We start from the raw sequence: 20,803 nt of genomic DNA on the forward strand, positions 1-20,803 counted from the left end.
ATTCGTGAATTTGTGGCTAAAGAATCCGTTTCTATTTGTCAATAGTTAATTACCACTGATGACTTTATTTGCCACGAATACACCAATCATTTTTTTAAAAGGCATATTCAATCATTCGTGAATTTGCGGCAAAAGAATTTGCTTCTATTTGTTAATAGTTTATTACTACTGATGACTTTATTAGCCACGAATGCACTAATCATTTTTAAAAGCAATGCTCAATCATTTGTGAATTTGTGGCTAAAGAATCCGTTCTAATTATAAAATACGGCGCGCTTCCACAAAGGATTTGTTCCAGTAGTCCTCAGAGAGTTTAGAAATGATAACGCCTTTTTTCGTGGTGGCATGGATAAACTCCAGGGTTTTGGATGTGGACCTGGTAACCAGTCCCACATGGTTAATGGCATTTCTCCGGTTCCTGGTTTTAAAGAACAGTAAATCGCCTTCCTGAACCTCCTTTAATTTTATTTTTTTGCCTTTTTTGGCCATGTCCCTCGAAATTCTGGGTAAATAGATATCATGCACCCTAAACGATTCGTAAACCAACCCGGAACAGTCCATACCCGCTTTGGTGGTGCCTCCCCACCTGTATTTTACCCCTTTGAATTGTTTGGCAAACTTAACGATGTCATTGGCTTTAGATGTTGAGGTTTCTTCTTTTGGGGTTGCATTATAAATACCATCGGAATTATCGGTTTCAGTTGTTTTAGTGATTACTTCTGAAGTAGTTTTCTTCTTGTTTTTAGCTTTTTTAGACGATTTGCAACCGCTAAAACTTAGAATTAAAAAGAATATTAGGAAACCCTTTTTCATGATTTAACAGATTCATAAATCAATTTAGCAGTATTTTCACTGGCGCCTTTGCCGCCTAAGGCCTTTTCCAGGTTGTGGTAATCTTCAAATACTTTTGTACGCCTTTCAGAGGTTAAAATATTTTGAAGTTCCAGTTTAAGTCGTTTTTTATTAAAGTCATGTTGAATAAGCTCCGTCACCACTTCTTTATCCATGACCAAATTCACCAAAGAAATAAATTTAAGTGTGATGATCCTTTTAGCTATGTGGTATGAAATGGTACTTCCTTTATAACAAACTACCTGTGGTACTTTAAATAAAGCGGTTTCTAAAGTAGCTGTACCTGATGTAACCAACGCTGCATGTGAAATACTTAACAGGTCGTAAGTTTTATTGGGAATAAACTTAACCTGGTCGGTCCTGATAAACTGCTTATAAAAACTGTATTCCTGACTGGGGGCACCGGCAATTACAAATTGATACTTCGGAAAATCATCCACCAAACTCAGCATGACCGTAAGCATCTTTTTTATTTCCTGTTTTCGGCTTCCGGGTAATAACGCAATGATGGGTTTGTCACTTATGTTGTACGTTTTTCTGAATTCTGATTCGTCAATTTGGTCTCTGTTAGCAATAGCACCGATTAGCGGATGTCCGACAAAATGTACCTCGTAGTTATACTTTTCGTAAAAAGGTTTTACAAAAGGCAGGATAACGTACATGGCATCAATATCACGTTTGATGGATTCAACTCGGCCGGCTCTTGAGGCCCAAACCTGAGGTGAAATGTAATAATTGGTTCTGAAGCCTGCTTCTTTGGCCCATTTTGCTATGCGTAAATTAAAACCGGAATTGTCTATAAAAATGAGGGCATCCGGGTTGAAATTCTTAATATCCTCTTTACAAAAAGCAATCAGTTTGAAGATCTTGGAGAGGTTCATAATCACCTCGGTAAACCCCATAAAAGCACGTTCTTTATAGTGCTTAACCAGGGTGCCTCCAACGGCTTCCATAAGGTCGCCACCCCAAAACCTGAAAGTGGCATTAGCATCTTCTTTTTGCAATGCCTTCATAAGGTTAGAGCCATGTAGGTCTCCCGATGCTTCTCCTGCAAGGATATAGTATTTCATTTTTTAGTGTCAGGTCGAGCGCAGTCGAGACCTTTCTTGTTGTTAACCTCTCGACTGCGCTCGAGGAGACAAAAATATATAAAAGCCATTAAAATAGTTTAAAAACAAATGTAAATACAGCTATGAAAACAGTAATCAATAACACGCCTCTGGCCCTGTAATCCTGTTTTTTTCTTAAGAATAGAAAAAAGGCAATTAAATTTAAAATAGCTCCCAAACTAATGAGCTTTCCTAAAAAGCCTTCCTCAGCGGCCGCCTTAATGACATTGGTGAAATCGTCACCCTTACCTAATAAAGTGGCTGCAATAATTAAACCGGTACCGTTGGCAATCAGACCAACGAACATGCCTATAAAAATCTCTTTTTTCATCTGTTTAAATTTTTTTGATTCCTCAATGTTCAAAAAAATTGAATACATTCAGGAACTCACATAAATTTTAATCATTCTTCAATATAAATTTGATATGATGAAAATTAATGTTCGTTTCATCCAGAGTTATTTAAATTCCAAGTGTTTAGTTCTTTAATAAAGGGATGCGCGGTTAAATCGAATTGCACCGGAACAACGGATATATGGCCGTTTTCTAAAGCATGTTCATCGGTATCTTCACCGCCATCTAAATTTACAAATTTGCCCGAAAGCCAATAATAATCCTTTCCCGAAGGATTTTGGCGTTTATCAAAAGCCTCTACCCAGTTGCCTTTGGCTTGCCGGCATACTTTTACGCCTTTTATGTCGCCTTTTGGAAGGTTAGGGATATTCACATTTAAAACCACACCGTTGGGCAATTTGTTTTTTAAAACCTGTTTGGTAATACGTTCTACAAACGATTTTGAAGCTTCAAAATCAGCGTTCCATGAGTAGTCCAATAATGAAAAACCAATAGCCGGAACCCCTTCAATACCAGCCTCAACCGCGGCACTCATGGTACCCGAATAGATCACATTTATTGAAGAATTTGAGCCATGGTTTATCCCGGAAACACAAATATCAGGTTTTCGGTCTAGCAATTCCCTGATAGCAAGTTTAACACAGTCGGCCGGCGTACCGGAACATCGGTATTCGGTTTGCGGGCCATCATCTACCTTAACTTTGTTGACATAAAGCGTGGCGTCAACCGTTATGGCGTGACCCATACCGCTTTGCGGACTATCAGGTGCCACTACCACCACATCTCCCAGGGTATTCATAATGCTAATCAGGGTTCTGATCCCCGGTGCATTGATACCATCATCGTTAGTTACTAAAATAAGCGGTTTTTCTGTCATGGGCTTCCTGATAAATCATCGCTAAAATACATAATTTCATGAGTAAACGCTTATTTTCTTCGGTTTAACAAAAAATTACAGGTATTTCCCCCTGTTGGCATGGTTTTTTCGTTATTTTAGTGAAAAATTACTATTATTTTAATAGAACTCTTAAACATTAAACTGATGCGAAAAATTATGAAAAGGAATTATAAAGTTCTATCCTTATTACTGCTACTTGCGTTTGCATCCTGCAGTTTTACTACAAAAACATTTGATAACCCTGATAAAGATAAATTGCTGGTTCAGATCATAACCTTTGTTTTGGAACGAGGTCATTTTGATCCTATTGCTATGGATGATACATTTTCAGAAGAGTTATTTAAAGATTACATAGAAACCCTGGATCCTTTTAAGCGGTATTTTTATGAATCCGATATTAAAGATTTTGAAAAGTATAAGCTAAAGTTAGATGACCAGCTTAAGGCTACCGATGTTACTTTTTTCAATGTTATGCATGAGCGCTTATTAAAACGCATCGCTGAGGCCAAAGACATCTATAATGAAGTATTGGCAACGCCTTTTGATTATACTGTAGACGAAACGTTCAATACGGATTATGATAAAGACGTATTCGCTAAAAACAAAAAGCAATTAAAGGAACGTTGGAGAAAACAACTGAAGTTTTCAACACTTTCCAATTATGATGATATTCATATCCAGGAAAAGCAGACCAAGGAAAATGATGGCGCTTATATAATGAAAAGTGAAGCGGAAATTGAAAAGGAAGCGCGTGAAGCCACATTGAAATCCATTGAAATTTATTTCAACGATAATATTGATGACCTGCAACGTGAAGACTGGTTTGGTATTTATGTAAATGCCATTGTGGAACAGTTCGATCCCCATACTTACTATTTGGCGCCCAGAAATAAAGAGGCGTTTGATATGGATATGTCAGGTAAGTTGGAAGGTATTGGTGCCAGGCTCCAAAAAAGAATGGATTACATTAAAATTGTGGAGCTTATTTCCGGGGGGCCAGCCTGGCGAAGTAAGGAACTTGAAGTTGAAGATATCATTCTTAAAGTAAAACAGGAAGACGAAGAGTTTCCTATTGACATAGTTGGAATGCGCATCAATGACGCCATTAAGTACATTAAGGGGCCAAAAGGAACCAAGGTAACGTTAACCATTAAAAAAGTGGATGGTACCATTAAAGATGTTGAGATCGTAAGAGATGTCGTGGAATTAGGTGAAACCTATGCGAAATCGTCTGTGGTTGAAAAGAATGGAAAAACCTTTGGGATTATCAATTTACCTAAGTTTTATGTAGATTTCAATGATTATAAAAACATCAATGCGGCCCAGGACGTCAAGAAAGAAATTGAGCGTTTAAAGGACGAGGGCATGGAAGGCTTGGTACTTGATTTAAGAAACAACGGAGGTGGATCTTTGCCAACCGTTGTAGATATGGCCGGTTTATTTATTAAAGATGGTCCGGTTGTACAAGTGCGTTCTACCGGTGCCAATAAAGAGGTGTTGAAAGATAAAGACAAATCTATTGCCTGGGATGGTCCGTTGGTAATTTTAGTAAACGAATTATCAGCCTCCGCTTCTGAAATTATGGCTGCTGCCATGCAGGATTACAAGCGTGCCATTGTGATCGGCAGTAAGCAAACCTATGGAAAGGGTACGGTTCAAAACGTATATAATTTAAACGATCTTGTTAGAAGCAGCACCAGTGGTGATTTAGGGGCTTTGGCCTTTACAACCCAAAAATATTATAGGATTAACGGAGGCTCCGTACAGCTTGAAGGGGTTCAGAGTGACGTAAAAGTGCCTGGTAGATTTAGTTTTATTGAAGTAGGAGAAAAGGAAAAGGACAACCCGTTGCCTTATGATGAGATCACCGCGGCAGATTTTACGCCATGGGAGTATTACTTTGATTATGAAACCACGATCAACAAGAGTAAAGAGCGCATGAATAACAATCCGCAGTTAAAGCTTATTGAGGAAAATGCCCGATGGGTGAAAAGTAAGATCGATGAAACCGTAGTGTCTCTAAACTATGATACCTACAAGAAAGATTATGAGTTGAATAATGAAGAAGGAAAGAAGTTTGATGCTATTTCAAAGTATAAAACCAATTTAACCTTCCGGTCCCATGCTTATGAAAAATCACTCTTTGCTCAGGATACCACAGACTTACAGGAAAAGCGTGAGCGCTGGCATGAAAGTTTAGCTAAAGATGTGTATGTGGAAGAAGCGCTTAATGTATTAGAAGATCTAAAAATATCCTATCCTATAAAAAAAGTAGCGGCTACTCAAAGAAAAGAAGCCACAGTAAAACAATAGAAATGTTTGTTTATGAGTCGTAAACCAAACTCATTAAAACAATTAGCGCTCCAAAAGTTTAAAAAGAACTTTTGGGGCGTTTTTAGTTTTTACTTTTTGGTGCTTGTGGGGTTGATATCGATATTCGCTTATGTGATCGCGCCTGATAATTCCAGGCATGCCAATCAGATGCATTTGTCAATCCATTCCAAAAAACCGGGTTTTAAAGTAACTATGCTTACGATACCCTCACAATTTGAAACGAAGCAAAGTGCTTTAAGTAAATTGTTTTTTGGAAAGAAAAATGCCGATACCGAAGTGCCGATCTCTGAATATACTGTTGAAGGAGAGATATTAACCTATAAAGAGTATGCATCTGATGGGGTGGAAGGTGTTGAAAAAACGATTGGTTTGGATGCCTTTCCTGATGGCGATGTGAACCGTTTTATAGAAGAAAAAAAATTCCTTTTCGGTACTGATAAATACGGCAGGGACCTGTTGAGCAGGGTCTTGGTTGGTGCCAGAATATCCTTTTTTATCGGTTTTGTGGCGGTCTTTATTTCGTTGCTTATCGGGGTGTTGATGGGAAGCTTAGCCGGCTATTTTGGAGGCAAAACAGATGCGGTTATCATGTGGTTCATCAATGTGACCTGGTCCATACCAACCTTACTTTTGGTAATTGCCATTACATTGGCATTAGGAAAAGGGTTTTGGCAGGTTTTCATTGCGGTGGGGCTCACCATGTGGGTTGAGGTGGCCCGGGTGGTGCGCGGACAAATAATCAGTACAAAGGAAATGCAATATGTTACCGCCGCCAGGGCTTTGGGTTTTGGTGATCTACGGATCATAGTCAAACATATCCTTCCAAATATTATGGCGCCGGTTATTGTGATCTCTGCGGCTAATTTTGCTGCGGCTATTCTAATAGAAAGCGGGTTAAGCTTTTTAGGCATTGGCGCACAACCGCCTATGGCCAGTTGGGGAGCTATGATAAAAGATCACTACAACTACATCATTCTCGGGAAGCCTTATCTGGCCATTATTCCCGGACTTTGCATTATGAGTTTAGTTATGGCGTTTATGCTTATTGGCAATGCCTTACGCGATGCTCTGGATGTTAAGAGCTAGTCATTTGTCATTCTGACACTGAGCTTGCCGAAGTGGAAGAATCTCTCCGTTATTCTTTATATCACACTGAGCTTGTCGAAGTGAAACCGGGGATCAATTAAGGTTAACTGGTATTCCTAATGAGGTAAGTAGGGAAGCTGGTTTCTTTTATAAACTTATAACACACCCCTTACTCCCCTCTTTTTTGAACAGTTGAAGTGTCAATAAAGGCCAAAATCTATCATAAAATTCCTGTCATGTCGAAATGTGGTACGATTGAGACATCTCATTATTCTATTTCCTCTGATAATGAGATTTAACTCCGTTGAACCTAGCGGTTTCTCAACTACGTTCGAAATGACAAATGCTTTAAAAATGGCCATAGTCCTTATTTCGAGATCATATCAGGATAATTGACTTGTCATTCCTGCGAAATCGAAGATTCATGAATTCAAAAATTTAAAATAAGAATCAATGAATAAAGCAGGAATCCACAATGTGCTAACTGTTTTAAATAAAGAGTTGATTATTGGCCTTTTGTTTCAAGCAGTTTTTTAATTAAAACCATCTGCCCAAAATGGTAATAACTATGCTCAATGATCACATTGATGTTTCTGTGATAGGTCCCGTATTTTTTATCAAAAAATATTTGATCTAACTCGGCATCGGTCATTTGTTCCACAGCTTTAATAAACTCTTCGGAATCGTTACAGAACCTGTCAATTAAGGCCTGCCAATCGGCTTCGGATTTGATTTCCGGGCCGTCAAAACTATATTGGTCCTTGATGTCCAGGTTTCCGGTTTTAAAAAAGTGCACCAGGCCTGCAATGTAGTAATTGGTATGGAACAAAAGGTCGACAATGGTATTTAAAGAACCGACTTTTGTAGTGGCCTGCTCCCAGGTTAAATCGGATACCTGTTCTTTAATGTTGGTTCCGGCCACCCATTTACCGCTGAGTAAAACTTCTTGTATTCTATTTGCCAGTTGTTTTTGAGTTGTCATTTACAAACTTTTTAATTTCTGTATACAATCCAATTAATATCAGTATTTAACGTGTTATTTAATTCGGATTCCTTTATACCGATAAAACCAGAAACGAAATTCATTTCTAAGGCTTTATCAAAATATTGCCATTTAAACGGTACAGTAGATAGGCCCGATGGAAAATTATCTAACTTTAATGGGTAATCATTATAGTCCGTTAATCTTGGATTTTTAATCAATACGGTATGAATATTATGCTTCTCATAGTCATCAAAACTAGCGTCTTCAATATCGGTGGTTTTTAGAACCTGGAGTTTGGAATTAGGGTGTTCATCATAGTCCATTACACCATTCCGTTCAAGGCAGCGTGTTTTTAAATATGGGAAGAAATCAGCAATCCAACCGGTAATAATGGGCCCGCCACATTCATCGTTTTCTTTGTAAATAGAATTCCAAAACTCAAAATTGGCTTCGCCTTTTAAAGTTTCGATAATCTTATTGATCTTAGGTGTAATTGCATTAATCCACCAGTCTAAATTATATTTTTTAAGGCCTTCTAAGGCATTTATGATTTTGTGATAATCTTCAATAGTTCCCCTGATTTCTATTTCGGGAATGCCACATATAGTAATGAACTCATAATCAAAATAGCTCGACATGGAGTCCATGAAGGCGATCTCAAAGGCATTTATTTCTTTTTTCGTTGAGGTGGAAAAATTTAATATAATATTTGAGTAGAGGTCTTCATTTATGGATTGGGCAATTTTTTTAGAGAACTCTGGAAATACATCTTCCCAGGGATTATCATCGCCAATTACAAAGTCGTCTCTTCTGACCTGGATGGTTTGTCTTTCGTCCACGCCAAATATATCTTTAAAATCCTCAGAATAAAGTTTTATATGCTCAGAGAACCCCTGGCAGATCAATAACCAAAGATCATCGGGAGATATGGCAATAGGTTTATGCTGATTGAAGGCAATTTGAAGCATCAGCAGGAAATGGTTCGTTTGAATTATTTGCTCATTTAGCTCAACATATTTGGAGGCTTTGTCCAGAGATGTTCCTTCAATTGTAGTGGGTAAGACCGTGTCAAGTAAGTCATTACCATCTACTGTATCCAGGGCTTCCGTATTTAGGTTAACATGGGCTGCTTTTACTGTTGTTTTGTTTTCGGTTTTATTCATTGAGGATTTGGTATTGTTTATAGTCATTACTGACAAATGTATTTATTTATATTTATTCATTAACCCAAAATCAAAAGGCGTCCAAAGGCATGCCTTTAAACCACTTTGTTTAAAGGCGGTATTCACCCAACTGTTACAAGTATTAAAACAGGAATAGCTGCCTTTGGCTCTGTAAAAATCGTCAATTATTGTGTAGCCTTTGTTTTTAAGTATGGTTTTCATACCGTTTTCATCGGTCTCAAAGGTATTTAATAAATATGTATTCAATTTTTGTAACTCGGATGCGCTTAGGTTTACCTCCACCCAATCCGGATGTTTTTGCCTGTATCTGGTTACGTGGACTAAGGTGGTGCTTTTTAGAAACATGGCTTTAAATGCTGTACTGAAAGTCAGGTCATCCCAGGTTGGAGTGTTTAAGTAAAAGTTCTCGTCGCCCCAGCCAAAGGCTAAATAATGTTCTGTCGTATTATGTTTTATGTCTGATAAAAACAGGTTGTCTAGCTCCTTTTTGGGAATAACTATATCCAAGTGAACGCCGTTGGTATTTAAATAGATCGTTTTGTCTAAAACGGTATCATCAGCTTTGCCATTTACTGTTATGGTGGTTAAGATCAAAGAAACAATGCCATAGGTGACGGGAATCAGCAGAATGTATAAGAGCCATTTAAATAGTTTTTTAACCAGTTTCATTTTTTGATTTCGTCGTACTTAGTTTTTTGCGCCTTGTACATAAACTTGTTTATATAAGGAATTTTTATCCTTTTATACCGCCTTTTTCAATGGCTATATGGGATTCCTGATTCTAAAATATACGTGTAGTTGACACTCTCAAATGTATAGATTATCTCTTATAAAATAATGTGGTTATTCCACTAAATTCTTATTTAAAGCATCAATATATTCCAGGAGGTCATCCTTTCCAATCCCTTTAGAAGAAGAGGTAATAAAGTAGGTGGGCATTTCTTCCCAGGTTTCCAGTAGAATGGTTTTATAGTCCGCTACATGGGTTTCAATAGCTTTGGGTTTTAGCTTGTCGGCTTTGGTAAAAATGATACAAAACGGGATACCGTTTTCGCCCAGCCATTGCATAAATTCCAGGTCAATAGGCTGGGGTTTATGCCGGATATCCACCAAAACAAATCCGCAAACCAGCTGCCGGCGCTTACCAAAATATTGGGTGATAAACTTTTGAAATACTTTTTTAGACGACTTAGACACCCGCGCATACCCATACCCGGGCAGATCCACCAAATGCCAGTTCTTATTAATTAAAAAGTGATTGATAAGTTGCGTTTTTCCAGGCCTTCCGGAGGTCTTAGCCAAACTCTTTCTACCGGTCAGCATGTTGATAAGCGAGGACTTCCCCACATTACTCCGGCCAATAAAGGCATATTCCGGCAGCATGCTCTTTGGGCATTTCGCCACATCGGAATTGCTCATTACAAATTCGGCAGACTTAATTCTCATCTTTTTTCCATTCCCGCGAAAGCGGGAATCTCTTATTTAAAACTTATTAATATTCGTTTTATCACTTAATCATTCCCAATGTCACACTGAGCTTGCCTGTACTGAGCGCTGTCGAAGTATCGAAGTGTATACCGGAATCTCCTATTTAAAAGCTTATCAATGTTCGTTCTTGGAATTTGGAATTCGTTTTTTGAGATTTGCGCTAGAAACCTCTAGCGCTTAACCACTTCTCCATAATGGTATTGAACTCATCAGGATGTTCCATCATAGCGGCGTGCCCACACTTATCGATCCAAAACAGGTCGGAGTCCGGTAAAAGCTCATGGAACTCTTCGGCCACTTCCGGCGGTGTCACATTATCATTCTTACCCCAGATGATACAGGTGGGTGTTTGCATTTTCGGCAGGTCCTTCGCCATGTTATGTCGGATAGCACTTTTGGCAATAGCCAGGGTTTTTACAAGCTTATTCCGGTCATTGACCGTAGCATAAACCTCATCTACAATCTCTTTAGTGGCTACCTCCGGATCGTAAAAAACCTCCTGGGCTTTCTTTTTAATAACCTCGTAATCACTGCGCTTGGTATAGCCGCCGCCCATAGCACTTTCGTAAAGGCCCGAGCTTCCTGTAATGATCAAGGCTTTCACCTTTTTAGCGTATAGTTTGGTATGGTATAAACCAATATGGCCGCCCAGGGAATTTCCCAGTAAGATCACCTGGTCAAACCCCTTAAACTCAATAAAGTCGTATAAATAATTGGCAAAACTCTTTACATTGGTTTTTATTAAAGACATGGTATAGATAGGGAGCTCCGGTATGATGACCTGGTAGCCTTTTGTGCTAAAAAAATTGATTACGGAATCAAAATTACTTAAGCCTCCCATCAATCCGTGTAGCACAATAATCGGTGTGCCTTCACCTGCTTCAATATAACTGTAATTGCCTTCTTTTTTTAAGCGATGCGTCATTAATCAGTTGGTCGTTTCGTTAAAAACAAATATAGTTATTTCATTCATATTACAACCATTTTAATTCATTCGGAAAAATAAATGGCCCAAAAGCCAATGTTGATAATATTTTGGGACCCTGTGTTTTTTTTGTAATCCTTTGACTATTAATGGCTGCTATTTTTTTTCGCCTCAAAAATCTTCTTAAATCAGCGTTTCATCGAAAAATTATTAACAAAGTGGTAAATTGTGGTAAATTGTGGTAAATTTTTCGATATATTTGAATTTCAAATAGCATAACCAACAAACCACGTTTGAGCTTTTTAACCGGAACATACGAGTGCAAAGTAGATGCCAAGGGCAGGCTAATGGTGCCGGCGCCTTTAAAAAAGCAGCTGGCTGCTGTATTGGCGGAAGGCTTTGTATTGCGTCGTTCGGTGTTTCAAAAATGTTTGGAACTGTATCCCATGGCCGAGTGGCAGGTGCTCATGCAAAAAATGAACAAGCTTAACAGGTTTAAAAAGAAGAACAACGATTTTATCAGAAGGTTTACGGCCGGCGTTAAAATGGTTGAGGTGGATGTAAACGGGCGGTTATTAATTCCTAAGGATTTAACGGTGTTTGCCAGTATTTCAAAAAATATTGTGGTGGCTTCGGCTATCAATATTATTGAGATCTGGGATAAAGATTTATACGAACAGGCCATTGATGATGCAGCGATTGACTTTGCAGACCTGGCCGAAGAAGTTATGGGACAAGATGATGATGATCATGGCCTATCATAATCCGGTGTTGTTAACAGAAACTGTTGACGGTTTAAGTATTAAACCCGATGGTGTTTATGTAGATGTCACATTTGGAGGTGGTGGGCATAGTAAAGAAATATTGAAAAGGCTTGGTGAAAAGGGAAAGCTGTTTGCTTTTGATCAGGACGAAGACGCTCTTAAAAATACAATTGATGATCCTCGATTTACGTTAATAAATGAGAACTTCAGGTATGTAAAGCGCTTTTTGAGGCTTTACGGTATCAGGCAGGTGGATGGGATCTTAGCTGATTTTGGGGTGTCCTCACATCAGTTCGATGTTCCGGAACGCGGTTTTTCTACACGTTTTGAAGCGAATCTTGATATGCGGATGAATCAGCGTAATGAACTGTCGGCGTTTCATGTGGTAAACGAATACGAGGAGGAGCAATTAAGACAGGTTTTTGCACAATATGGAGAATTAAGGCCGGCGCCGGCTATGGCAAGGTTAATTGTGGAGCACAGGCGAACAGAGCCTATAGTGACCAGTGAACAGTTGAAGGCGGTTTTAAGAAAGTTTTTGCCGCCGCGTCATGAGAACAAAGTGCTGGCGCAGATATATCAGGCCATCAGGATTGAGGTTAACCAGGAAATAGAAGCGCTTAAAGAGTTCTTGTTGCAAACCCCGGAGCTCCTGGTGCAGGGTGGCAGGTTGAGTTTTATCTCGTACCACTCGTTAGAAGACAGGCTGGTAAAGCGTTTTATAAGAAACGGCCTGTTTGAAGGCGAACCGGAACGTGATGTATTTGGAAATTTTGAAGTGCCACTTAAAAAAGTAAACGGACTGATTGTACCGTCACAAGAAGAAATAAAAATTAATAACAGGGCAAGAAGTGCCAAGCTGCGTATAGCGGAAAAACTATAATTATAATCTTCTCTTTGGGAAGGTGTCCCGAAGGGACGGATGGGAATGAAAAAGCGTATTTACAGCATATTAAAAGGAACGTTTTTGGTAAGCGATGATTCGTTTAAGAATTGGAGGTTTATCATTTTCATTTCGTTTTTGTCGGTAATCATGATTGCCAGTTCGCATAGCGCCGATAAAAAGGTATATGAAATAGCCAGGTTAAAAAATGAAGTAAAAGAAATTCGGTCCACATTTTTAGAGGGTCGCACCAAACTCATGCGGCTTAAAATGGAATCGAATGTTATAGATATAATGAAAGAAAAAGGCATTGAGCCTTCGGTGATTCCGCCCAAAAAGATAAAAGTAAAATCTCAAAATTAAACAGAAGCTTTGGCAGTTGACGAGAAAAGCATATTAAACCGACTCTACTTTATATCAGGATGTATGTTTGTCTTCGGACTTGCCGTAGTCCTGAAGCTTCTTAGTATTCAGTTTATAGATGGGGAGAAATACAAAGCGTTAGCTGAGAAACGTGTTGTAAAAGATGTGGTGATCCCTGCTAACAGGGGGAATGTGTATTCTGTTAACGGTAATTTGCTGGCTACTTCCATTCCAAAATATGATATCAGAATTGATGCGGTAACGCCGTCAGCCATTAATTTTAAAAAATATTTAAAGCCCTTATCGGATTCGTTGTCAAAATTCTCCGGAAAGTCATCAGGCTATTATCAAAACGAATTGCAAAAAGCCAGGGCCAACAAAAACAGGTATTACTTACTGGCCAGAAATATTGGGTATTCGGATTATATAAGACTGCGAAACTTTCCACTATTGAACCTTGGAGCTTTTAAAGGCGGATTGATCGTTGAGCAACGCACAAAACGCGAGCATCCTATGGGTGGGATCGCCCAAAGGACTATTGGTTATGAGCGTATAGATGAGCAGGGCAATTTAACGCGTCCCGGAATTGATGGTGCGTTTGGGATAAAATATTTACGTGGTGTTGACGGAAAGAGGAAAAAGCAGCGTATTGGAAAAGGCCAGTGGAAACCTTTAAACGATGCCAATGAAATTGAGCCCAAAGACGGCTATGATGTGTACACCACTATAGATGTGAATATTCAGGATATAGCACATCATGCGCTTTTACAGCAATTGGAGAAATATAAGGCAGATCATGGTTGTGTGGTGGTGATGGAAACCAAAACTGGTGAGGTTAAGGCTATATCAAATTTAGGAAGAAGCAGTAAAGGGTTCTATTATGAGAAAAGAAATTATGCAGTTTGGGAGTCGCATGAACCGGGCTCAACATTTAAGTTAATGGCGGTCACTGCAGCGCTTGAAGATAAAGTTATTGACACGAGTGATGTAGTGGATACTGAAAAAGGCATTTTGACTTTCTACGGAAAAAAAGTGAGGGATTCCAGAAATGGTGGTTATGGAAAAATATCAGTCTCAGAAGCTTTTGAAGTGTCATCAAATACAGGGATAGTAAAAGCGATCCATCAGGCCTACGGTAAAAAGCCGGAAAAGTTTGTGGACAGGTTGTATGACATGAACTTAAATGAGACGCTTCAAATCCCCATTATTGGTGAGGGTAAACCCATTATCCCGGATCCCCGGATTAAAAATGGCCGTTGGAGCGGTATAGCGCTTCAATGGATGGCTTATGGTTATGGTGTGTCGTTCACACCATTACAAACCTTGACGTTCTACAATGCTATTGCCAACGATGGGGAAATGGTGAAGCCTCAATTTTTAAAGGAGGTAAGAGAATTTGATAAGACCATTGTGCCCTTTAAAAAAGAAGTCATTAATAAACAGGTTTGTTCCAAAGAAACTATTAAAAAGGTACAGCAACTCCTTAAAAATGTTGTAGAAAAGAAGCATGGAACGGGGAACAGGCTGTATTCAAAAAACTTTTCCATGGCGGGAAAAACCGGGACTTGTCAAAAGGATTACAGGGATAAGGAAAAGCTGAATTATATATCGTCATTCGCTGGGTATTTTCCGGCTGAAAATCCTAAATACTCTTGTATTGTGGTGATCCATGAACCGGATAAAAGTGTTGGGTATTATGGTGCTGATGTATCGGGGCCTGTCTTTAAAAGGATCGCTCAAAAGATTTACACAGACACTCCTTTAATTGATGAGATTCAAACTTTGGAGATCAAAAAAGCTTCCATAGAAAAGGAATATGAAAGCTACTATGACCTGGCTCAAACCTATAAAACCATTATGCCCAATGTAGTTGGTTTACCGGCTATGGATGCTGTAGCACTTTTGGAAAACATGGATATAAAACTCAAAGTCAGGCTTGTTGGCAGCGGTACTGTGAAAAAGCAGTCGGTTAGCAAGAGTGTAAAATTAAAAGATAATCAAACCATCGTCTTAAGCGCATCATGATCCTGTTAAAAGACATATTGTATAAAGTTTCGATCAATGCGGTTGTAGGTGATACCGGTGTTACGGTTAATGCTGTTCATTTTGATTCAAGAACCATTGGTAAAGGCGATGTGTTTGTAGCAGTTAGAGGAAGTGTGGTTGATGGGCATGATTATATTGAAAAAGCCATTGAACGGAAAGCAACAGCTGTTATTTGTGAAACATTGCCTCAGATACTAATTGAGGGGGTTACCTATATTGAGGTGGATAACTCCAATAAAGCTTTAGCCATTTTGGCTTCTAATTATTACGGGGCACCTTCGGAAAATTTAAGGCTGGTTGGTGTTACCGGAACAAACGGGAAAACGACTGTTGCCAGTTTGTTGTATCAGTTATTTAAAAATGCCGGGTACAAAGTGGGCTTATTGTCTACCGTAAAGATCCTGGTTGATGATAAAGTATATACAGCTACACATACCACGCCGGATTCGCTTACTATCAATAAGTATTTAAAGGAGATGAATGACGAAGGTGTTGAGTTCTGCTTTATGGAGGTGAGTTCTCATGGCATTCATCAAGGCAGGACCGAAGGCTTGCACTTTGAAGGGGGGATTTTTACCAACTTATCGCATGATCATTTAGATTATCACAATACGTTTGCAGAATACAGGGATGTAAAAAAAGCATTCTTTGACGGGCTTTCAAAAAAGGCGTTTGCACTTGTAAATACTGATGATAAAAACGGTTTGGTAATGTTGCAAAATACCAAAGCCAAAAAATTCACCTATGCCTTAAAGCGTTATGCCGATTACAAAGCTCAGATTTTAGAGAATCAACTGGGAGGTTTGCTTTTAAAGGTAAATGACAATGAGGTCTGGACGAAACTTATAGGGAATTTCAATGCCTATAATATCCTGGCTATTTATGCCACTTCGGAATTATTAGGGCTTGAAAAATTTGAGATTTTAAGATTGATCTCTGATCTGGAAAGTGTTAGCGGACGTTTTCAATACCTGGTCTCCGATGAAAAAATAACGGCTATTGTGGATTATGCGCATACGCCGGATGCACTTAAAAATGTGTTGGAAACCATTAACAGTATCAGAACTAAAAACGAGGAACTGATCACAGTGGTTGGTTGTGGTGGCGATAGAGATAAGACCAAGCGACCTAAAATGGGGCACATTGCTACGGAGTTAAGCACCAAGGTCATTTTTACAAGTGATAATCCGCGAAGTGAGGATCCGGAAGACATCCTGAAAGATATAGAAAAAGGGGTGGAGCCTCAGAATTTTAAAAAATCATTGACCATTGTAGATAGAGCGCAGGCTATTAAAACGGCATGCCAGTTGGCGCAGCCAAACGATATCATTTTGATAGCAGGAAAAGGCCATGAAACGTACCAGGAAATTAAAGGAGAACGCTTTGATTTTGATGACTATAAAACCGTTCAGGAATATTTAAAACAATTACAGAAATGATAAAGTCAGCAGTTGGAAGCCAGAAGCCTGGAGTTTTTGGTGTTTGGGGATTGAGATTTGGAATTTGTAGTGAATCATTCGTGAATTCGTGGCAAAAAAAAGAAAAATAATATGTTGTATTACCTATTTGAATATTTAGAACAGCAATTCCAGTTTCCGGGAGCTACCCTTTTTGGTTACATTACCTTCAGGGCGGCTTCTGCCATGATATTGTCGCTGTTGATATCTACAATCTACGGTAAAAGGATCATACGCTTTTTACAAAGAAAACAACTAGGTGAAACCATCAGGGATCTAGGTCTGGCAGGTCAGGCCGAAAAAGCCGGAACACCGACCATGGGAGGTGTCATCATTATTTTGGCCACCTTAATTCCGGTATTGCTATTATCAAAATTAGAAAATGTATACATCATTCTGCTCATAGTGACCACGCTTTGGATGGGAGTTATCGGCTTTATTGATGATTATATCAAGAAGTTTAAAAATAATAAGGAAGGGTTAAAAGGGCGCTTTAAGGTCATTGGCCAGGTTGGTTTAGGCTTAATAGTTGGGTTAACCTTATACTTCCATCAGGATGTGGTGATCAAGGAGAAATTGCCCATTACTGAACAACAGCAAATTTTAGAAGCCGACCCGGATGCTACGGAGTCCGCATTTTTTAAGCCGGAAGAAAAGTCTACCAAAACAACCATTCCTTTTGTAAAAAAGAACGAGTTTGATTATGCCGATTTGATCACCTGGATCCATCCGGACTTACAAAAGTACGCCTGGGTTATATTCATATTAATTGCAATAATTATTATAACAGCTGTATCAAACGGTGCGAATCTCACAGATGGCATTGACGGATTGGCCGCGGGAACATCGGCTATCATTGTGCTTACTTTAGGGATTTTTGCCTGGGTATCCGGTAATATTATTTTCTCAGATTACCTGAATATCATGTACATCCCCAGGGTGGAGGAAATCACCATTTACATTGCGGCTTTTGTTGGTGCCCTTATTGGGTTCCTGTGGTATAACACGTATCCGGCCCAGGTATTTATGGGTGATACGGGAAGTTTAACCATTGGCGGGATTATAGCGGTAATTGCCATTGCAGTGCGTAAAGAATGGTTGATCCCGGTATTGTGCGGCATCTTTTTAGCAGAAAATCTATCAGTGATCATGCAGGTGAGTTGGTTTAAATACACCAAAAAGAAATATGGAGAAGGGCGTAGAATTTTCAAAATGTCACCATTGCACCACCACTATCAAAAACTGGGGTATCACGAAAGTAAAATTTCGACCCGCTTTTGGATCATAGGCATTTTACTGGCTATTCTGTCTATTGTAACATTAAAGATCAGATAGCAATTGTGTTCCCTTGTGTCACGCTGAGCTTGTCGAAGCGTTGTTGAAGTAAAAGCGGAAATGGAAGAAAAGAAGAAATGACAAAACAAAAACTAGTCATATTAGGCGGCGGAGAAAGTGGTGTGGGAACAGCGCTTTTAGGAAAGGAAAAGGGATACAACGTTTTTGTTTCAGATAAAGGAACGATAAAAGAAACATATAAAAAGGTTCTTATACATAATGAGATTGAATGGGAAGATGAAAGGCATTCCGAAGCTAAAATTCTGGATGCAGATATCGTGATGAAAAGCCCGGGAATTCCTGATAAAGTGACTTTGGTCAAGCAAATCAGAGCACAAGGGATCAGGGTGGTTTCTGAAATTGAATTTGCGTCCATGTATACTAATGCAACCATTGTTGGGATAACTGGAAGCAACGGTAAAACAACCACGGCAAGTTTAACACATCACATTTTAAAACAGGCAATGGAAGTTGGTTTGGCTGGCAATATTGGCGACAGCTTTGCAAAACAGGTTTTGGAAGACAATCATCCGAACTATGTGTTGGAGATCAGCAGTTTTCAATTGGATGATATCATCAGTTTTAAACCGCATATAGCGGTAATTACCAACATCACACCGGATCATTTGGATCGATACGATTATCAATTTGAAAATTATATCAGATCGAAATTCAGAATTGCCGAAAACCAAACCAGAGAGGATTATTTGATCTATAATGCCGATGATGAAGTGATAGTAAATCACCTTAAAGACCACCCGGTTCAATCCACATTATTGCCATTTTCATTAGAAAAAGTAATTGAAAATGGCGCGTATTTAGATAATGATAACATAAAACTAACAATAGATAATAAACAATTTATTATGCCAACAACAAGTTTAACATTAGAGGGAAAACACAATATTAAAAACGCCATGGCTGCTACAACGGTAGCCCATTTGCTAAAGATCAGAAAGCAGACCATCAGAGAAAGTTTAGAGAATTTTCAGGGGGTAGAGCACCGTTTGGAACACGTTTTAAAAATTAATAAGGTGCAGTATATAAACGACTCTAAAGCAACCAATGTAAATGCTACATATTATGCTTTAGAGAGTATGGATGCTCCTACGGTTTGGATCGTTGGCGGCGTAGATAAAGGAAACAATTACGAGGAGTTGTTTCCGTTTGTAAATGAAAAAGTAAAAGCCATCATCTGCCTGGGTGTTGATAACGAAAAATTGATGAATACGTTCGGTAGTATGGTAGATATCATCATTGAAACCCAGTTTATGAGTGAAGCGGTTAAGATAGCTTACAAGGTGGCCGATTCCGGAGATAATGTATTGTTATCACCAGCTTGTGCAAGTTTTGATTTGTTTGAAAATTATGAAGATAGAGGACGTCAATTTAAAGATGCCGTACGTAATTTATAAAAGGTTGTCATTCAGAAGGAGGGACTACTGAAGAATCTCTAATCTATAAAAAAGATTCTTCGCTTTCGCTCTGAATGACACAAAAAATATTAGGAGACACATTAAGAGTTAAGTGCAAACACTATTTAAAAACATAAAAGGAGATCGTTTAATTTGGGCCATAGTAGCGTTGTTGGCAATACTATCTTTCCTGCCCGTTTATAGTGCCGCCAGTAACCTGGCGTACAAAGGTGGCGGCAGTAATACCTTTGCGTTTTTTGTAAAACACTTTATGCATTTGTTTTTAGGGTTTGCCATTATGTATGGGGTTCATAAGATTCCATACAGATACTTTAGAGGGCTCTCACTCATTATGATCCCTGTGGTTTTAGTGTTATTGGGACTTACTATGTTGCAGGGAACCGTTGTTGAAGGGGCAAGCGCCAGCAGATGGATCCAAATACCGATAGTTGGTATGTCTTTCCAAACATCGACTTTGGCTTCGGTGGTGTTAATGGTTTATGTGGCCAGATATTTGTCAAAAATTAAAGATAAAAATATAACGTTTAAAGAATCGATCTTACCGCTTTGGTTACCGGTGTTTCTGATTCTAATAATGATTTTGCCTTATAACTTTTCAACCGCAGCAATTATTTTCTCAATGGTGTTTGTTTTGGCTTTTTTAGGAGGTTACCCTATGCGTTATATGATAATAATTGTTGGGTTAGGGGTGTTGAGTTTGACCATGTTCGTAATGGCTGCCAAGTTAACCAATGGGCCGTTGAGTGTTAAGGTTGAAACCTGGGAAAATAGGATTAGAAACTTTTCCAATGGCGAAGATACGGAAGCGGATTATCAAATTGAAAAGGCAAAAATAGCCATTGCTTCCGGAGGTATTAATGGTGTTGGTCCGGGAAAAAGCAGGCAAAAGAACTTTTTACCGCAGTCGTCATCAGATTTCATATTTGCCATCATTATAGAAGAATATGGGTTAATAGGTGGCGCACTGATCATGATTTTATACATGTGGCTACTGTTCAGGATTGTGATAGCAGCACAAAAATCCGATACCATTTTCGGAAAGTTATTGGTTTTAGGTGTCGGACTCCCCATAGTATTCCAGGCATTAATAAATATGGCGGTGGCCGTAGAATTATTCCCGGTGACAGGGCAAACGTTACCATTGATCAGTAGCGGAGGAACCTCCATATGGATGACCTGTTTGGCAATCGGCATTATACTGAGTGTAAGCGCCAAAAGAGAAGAAATTAAAGAACAGGAAAACATAGAAGAAAATCCGTTAGAAATATTAAGTGAAACCATTTAAAGTATTTAAAATTAAGTAAG

19 protein-coding genes are annotated in these 20,803 nt (G+C 38.9%); 10 read left to right on the forward strand and 9 right to left on the reverse strand.

Annotation, left to right across the window (positions count from 1 at the left end; translation table 11 throughout):
• Window positions 1-258 precede the first annotated feature (258 nt).
• The 4 genes from Q0983_RS09960 to surE form a co-directional block, all read right to left on the reverse strand.
• The gene (locus Q0983_RS09960; RefSeq protein ID WP_299552173.1) at window positions 259-813 is read right to left on the reverse strand and encodes a C40 family peptidase; all 555 of its coding nucleotides are present in this window, start codon (window positions 811-813) and stop codon (window positions 259-261) included.
• A complete protein-coding gene (gene lpxB, locus Q0983_RS09965; RefSeq protein WP_299552176.1) occupies window positions 810-1,922 on the reverse strand; it encodes a lipid-A-disaccharide synthase in 1,113 nt (370 codons plus the stop codon). The genes Q0983_RS09960 and lpxB overlap by 4 nt, the downstream gene beginning before the upstream one ends.
• A gap of 88 nt (window positions 1,923-2,010) precedes the next feature.
• A complete protein-coding gene (locus Q0983_RS09970) occupies window positions 2,011-2,292 on the reverse strand; it encodes a hypothetical protein (RefSeq protein ID WP_299552179.1) in 282 nt (93 codons plus the stop codon).
• Between the two features lie 116 nt (window positions 2,293-2,408).
• Window positions 2,409-3,191, reverse strand: coding sequence for a 5'/3'-nucleotidase SurE (gene surE, locus Q0983_RS09975; RefSeq protein WP_299552182.1), 783 nt, complete (start codon window positions 3,189-3,191; stop codon window positions 2,409-2,411).
• A gap of 177 nt (window positions 3,192-3,368) precedes the next feature.
• On the opposite strand from surE, the gene Q0983_RS09980 reads away from it, so the two are divergent.
• Together Q0983_RS09980 and Q0983_RS09985 are read left to right on the forward strand one after the other, a co-directional pair.
• Window positions 3,369-5,525, forward strand: a complete 2,157-nt coding sequence (locus Q0983_RS09980) for a carboxy terminal-processing peptidase (RefSeq protein WP_299553171.1) — start codon at window positions 3,369-3,371, stop codon at window positions 5,523-5,525.
• Between the two features lie 12 nt (window positions 5,526-5,537).
• On the forward strand, window positions 5,538-6,632 hold the full coding sequence (locus tag Q0983_RS09985) for an ABC transporter permease (protein WP_299552185.1): 1,095 nt from the start codon (window positions 5,538-5,540) through the stop codon (window positions 6,630-6,632).
• A 505-nt stretch (window positions 6,633-7,137) separates the two neighbouring features.
• On the opposite strand, the gene Q0983_RS09990 is transcribed toward Q0983_RS09985, so the two are convergent.
• From Q0983_RS09990 to Q0983_RS10010, 5 genes are all read right to left on the reverse strand, one after another.
• Window positions 7,138-7,614 (reverse strand): DinB family protein, encoded by a 477-nt coding sequence (locus Q0983_RS09990; protein WP_299552188.1) that lies wholly within the window; start codon window positions 7,612-7,614, stop codon window positions 7,138-7,140.
• A gap of 11 nt (window positions 7,615-7,625) precedes the next feature.
• Window positions 7,626-8,780, reverse strand: a complete 1,155-nt coding sequence (locus Q0983_RS09995; RefSeq protein WP_299552191.1) for a DUF4419 domain-containing protein — start codon at window positions 8,778-8,780, stop codon at window positions 7,626-7,628.
• A 42-nt stretch (window positions 8,781-8,822) separates the two neighbouring features.
• Window positions 8,823-9,470, reverse strand: a complete 648-nt coding sequence (locus Q0983_RS10000) for a DUF2459 domain-containing protein (protein WP_299552194.1) — start codon at window positions 9,468-9,470, stop codon at window positions 8,823-8,825.
• A 174-nt stretch (window positions 9,471-9,644) separates the two neighbouring features.
• A complete protein-coding gene (gene yihA / locus Q0983_RS10005; protein WP_299552197.1) occupies window positions 9,645-10,247 on the reverse strand; it encodes a ribosome biogenesis GTP-binding protein YihA/YsxC in 603 nt (200 codons plus the stop codon).
• 202 nt (window positions 10,248-10,449) lie between these two features.
• Window positions 10,450-11,214 (reverse strand): alpha/beta hydrolase, encoded by a 765-nt coding sequence (locus Q0983_RS10010; protein ID WP_299552202.1) that lies wholly within the window; start codon window positions 11,212-11,214, stop codon window positions 10,450-10,452.
• A 293-nt stretch (window positions 11,215-11,507) separates the two neighbouring features.
• Between Q0983_RS10010 and mraZ the strand changes: the two genes are divergently transcribed.
• From mraZ to Q0983_RS10050, 8 genes are all read left to right on the forward strand, one after another.
• Window positions 11,508-11,978 carry a division/cell wall cluster transcriptional repressor MraZ gene (mraZ, locus tag Q0983_RS10015; RefSeq protein ID WP_299552205.1) on the forward strand — a complete coding sequence of 157 codons (471 nt, stop codon included), beginning with the start codon at window positions 11,508-11,510 and terminating at the stop codon, window positions 11,976-11,978.
• Entirely contained in the window at window positions 11,965-12,861 is an 897-nt protein-coding gene (rsmH, locus tag Q0983_RS10020; protein ID WP_299553174.1) for a 16S rRNA (cytosine(1402)-N(4))-methyltransferase RsmH, read from the forward strand. Before mraZ ends, rsmH begins: the two co-directional genes overlap by 14 nt.
• Before the next feature lie 45 nt (window positions 12,862-12,906).
• Window positions 12,907-13,224: an FtsL-like putative cell division protein gene (locus Q0983_RS10025; RefSeq protein WP_299552208.1), complete on the forward strand. Its 318-nt coding sequence runs from the start codon at window positions 12,907-12,909 to the stop codon at window positions 13,222-13,224.
• 63 nt (window positions 13,225-13,287) lie between these two features.
• Window positions 13,288-15,249, forward strand: coding sequence for a penicillin-binding protein (locus Q0983_RS10030; RefSeq protein ID WP_299553177.1), 1,962 nt, complete (start codon window positions 13,288-13,290; stop codon window positions 15,247-15,249).
• Window positions 15,246-16,709 carry a UDP-N-acetylmuramoyl-L-alanyl-D-glutamate--2,6-diaminopimelate ligase gene (locus Q0983_RS10035; protein ID WP_299552211.1) on the forward strand — a complete coding sequence of 488 codons (1,464 nt, stop codon included), beginning with the start codon at window positions 15,246-15,248 and terminating at the stop codon, window positions 16,707-16,709. The genes Q0983_RS10030 and Q0983_RS10035 overlap by 4 nt, the downstream gene beginning before the upstream one ends.
• Before the next feature lie 111 nt (window positions 16,710-16,820).
• On the forward strand, window positions 16,821-18,062 hold the full coding sequence (gene mraY / locus Q0983_RS10040) for a phospho-N-acetylmuramoyl-pentapeptide-transferase (RefSeq protein WP_299552214.1): 1,242 nt from the start codon (window positions 16,821-16,823) through the stop codon (window positions 18,060-18,062).
• Between the two features lie 77 nt (window positions 18,063-18,139).
• Entirely contained in the window at window positions 18,140-19,477 is a 1,338-nt protein-coding gene (gene murD / locus Q0983_RS10045; protein WP_299552216.1) for a UDP-N-acetylmuramoyl-L-alanine--D-glutamate ligase, read from the forward strand.
• 112 nt (window positions 19,478-19,589) lie between these two features.
• The gene (locus Q0983_RS10050) at window positions 19,590-20,783 is read left to right on the forward strand and encodes an FtsW/RodA/SpoVE family cell cycle protein (protein WP_299552219.1); all 1,194 of its coding nucleotides are present in this window, start codon (window positions 19,590-19,592) and stop codon (window positions 20,781-20,783) included.
• The last annotated feature ends 20 nt before the right edge of the window (window positions 20,784-20,803 follow it).

The organism is Seonamhaeicola sp. (assembly GCF_028281565.1).
Classification (GTDB): Bacteria; Bacteroidota; Bacteroidia; order Flavobacteriales; family Flavobacteriaceae; genus Seonamhaeicola.

Excerpts from the sequence above, each read along its gene's own strand:
- Q0983_RS09960 (WP_299552173.1), bottom strand. The coding sequence starts at position 813 with ATGAAAAAGGGTTTCCTAATATTCTTTTTAATTCTAAGTTTTAGCGGT.
- lpxB (WP_299552176.1), bottom strand. The coding sequence starts at position 1,922 with ATGAAATACTATATCCTTGCAGGAGAAGCATCGGGAGACCTACATGGC.
- Q0983_RS09970 (WP_299552179.1), bottom strand. The coding sequence starts at position 2,292 with ATGAAAAAAGAGATTTTTATAGGCATGTTCGTTGGTCTGATTGCCAAC.
- surE (WP_299552182.1), bottom strand. The coding sequence starts at position 3,191 with ATGACAGAAAAACCGCTTATTTTAGTAACTAACGATGATGGTATCAAT.
- Q0983_RS09980 (WP_299553171.1), top strand. The coding sequence starts at position 3,369 with ATGAAAAGGAATTATAAAGTTCTATCCTTATTACTGCTACTTGCGTTT.
- Q0983_RS09985 (WP_299552185.1), top strand. The coding sequence starts at position 5,538 with ATGAGTCGTAAACCAAACTCATTAAAACAATTAGCGCTCCAAAAGTTT.
- Q0983_RS09990 (WP_299552188.1), bottom strand. The coding sequence starts at position 7,614 with ATGACAACTCAAAAACAACTGGCAAATAGAATACAAGAAGTTTTACTC.
- Q0983_RS09995 (WP_299552191.1), bottom strand. The coding sequence starts at position 8,780 with ATGAATAAAACCGAAAACAAAACAACAGTAAAAGCAGCCCATGTTAAC.
- Q0983_RS10000 (WP_299552194.1), bottom strand. The coding sequence starts at position 9,470 with ATGAAACTGGTTAAAAAACTATTTAAATGGCTCTTATACATTCTGCTG.
- yihA (WP_299552197.1), bottom strand. The coding sequence starts at position 10,247 with ATGAGAATTAAGTCTGCCGAATTTGTAATGAGCAATTCCGATGTGGCG.
- Q0983_RS10010 (WP_299552202.1), bottom strand. The coding sequence starts at position 11,214 with ATGACGCATCGCTTAAAAAAAGAAGGCAATTACAGTTATATTGAAGCA.
- rsmH (WP_299553174.1), top strand. The coding sequence starts at position 11,965 with ATGGCCTATCATAATCCGGTGTTGTTAACAGAAACTGTTGACGGTTTA.
- Q0983_RS10025 (WP_299552208.1), top strand. The coding sequence starts at position 12,907 with ATGAAAAAGCGTATTTACAGCATATTAAAAGGAACGTTTTTGGTAAGC.
- Q0983_RS10030 (WP_299553177.1), top strand. The coding sequence starts at position 13,288 with ATGTTTGTCTTCGGACTTGCCGTAGTCCTGAAGCTTCTTAGTATTCAG.
- Q0983_RS10035 (WP_299552211.1), top strand. The coding sequence starts at position 15,246 with ATGATCCTGTTAAAAGACATATTGTATAAAGTTTCGATCAATGCGGTT.
- mraY (WP_299552214.1), top strand. The coding sequence starts at position 16,821 with ATGTTGTATTACCTATTTGAATATTTAGAACAGCAATTCCAGTTTCCG.
- murD (WP_299552216.1), top strand. The coding sequence starts at position 18,140 with ATGACAAAACAAAAACTAGTCATATTAGGCGGCGGAGAAAGTGGTGTG.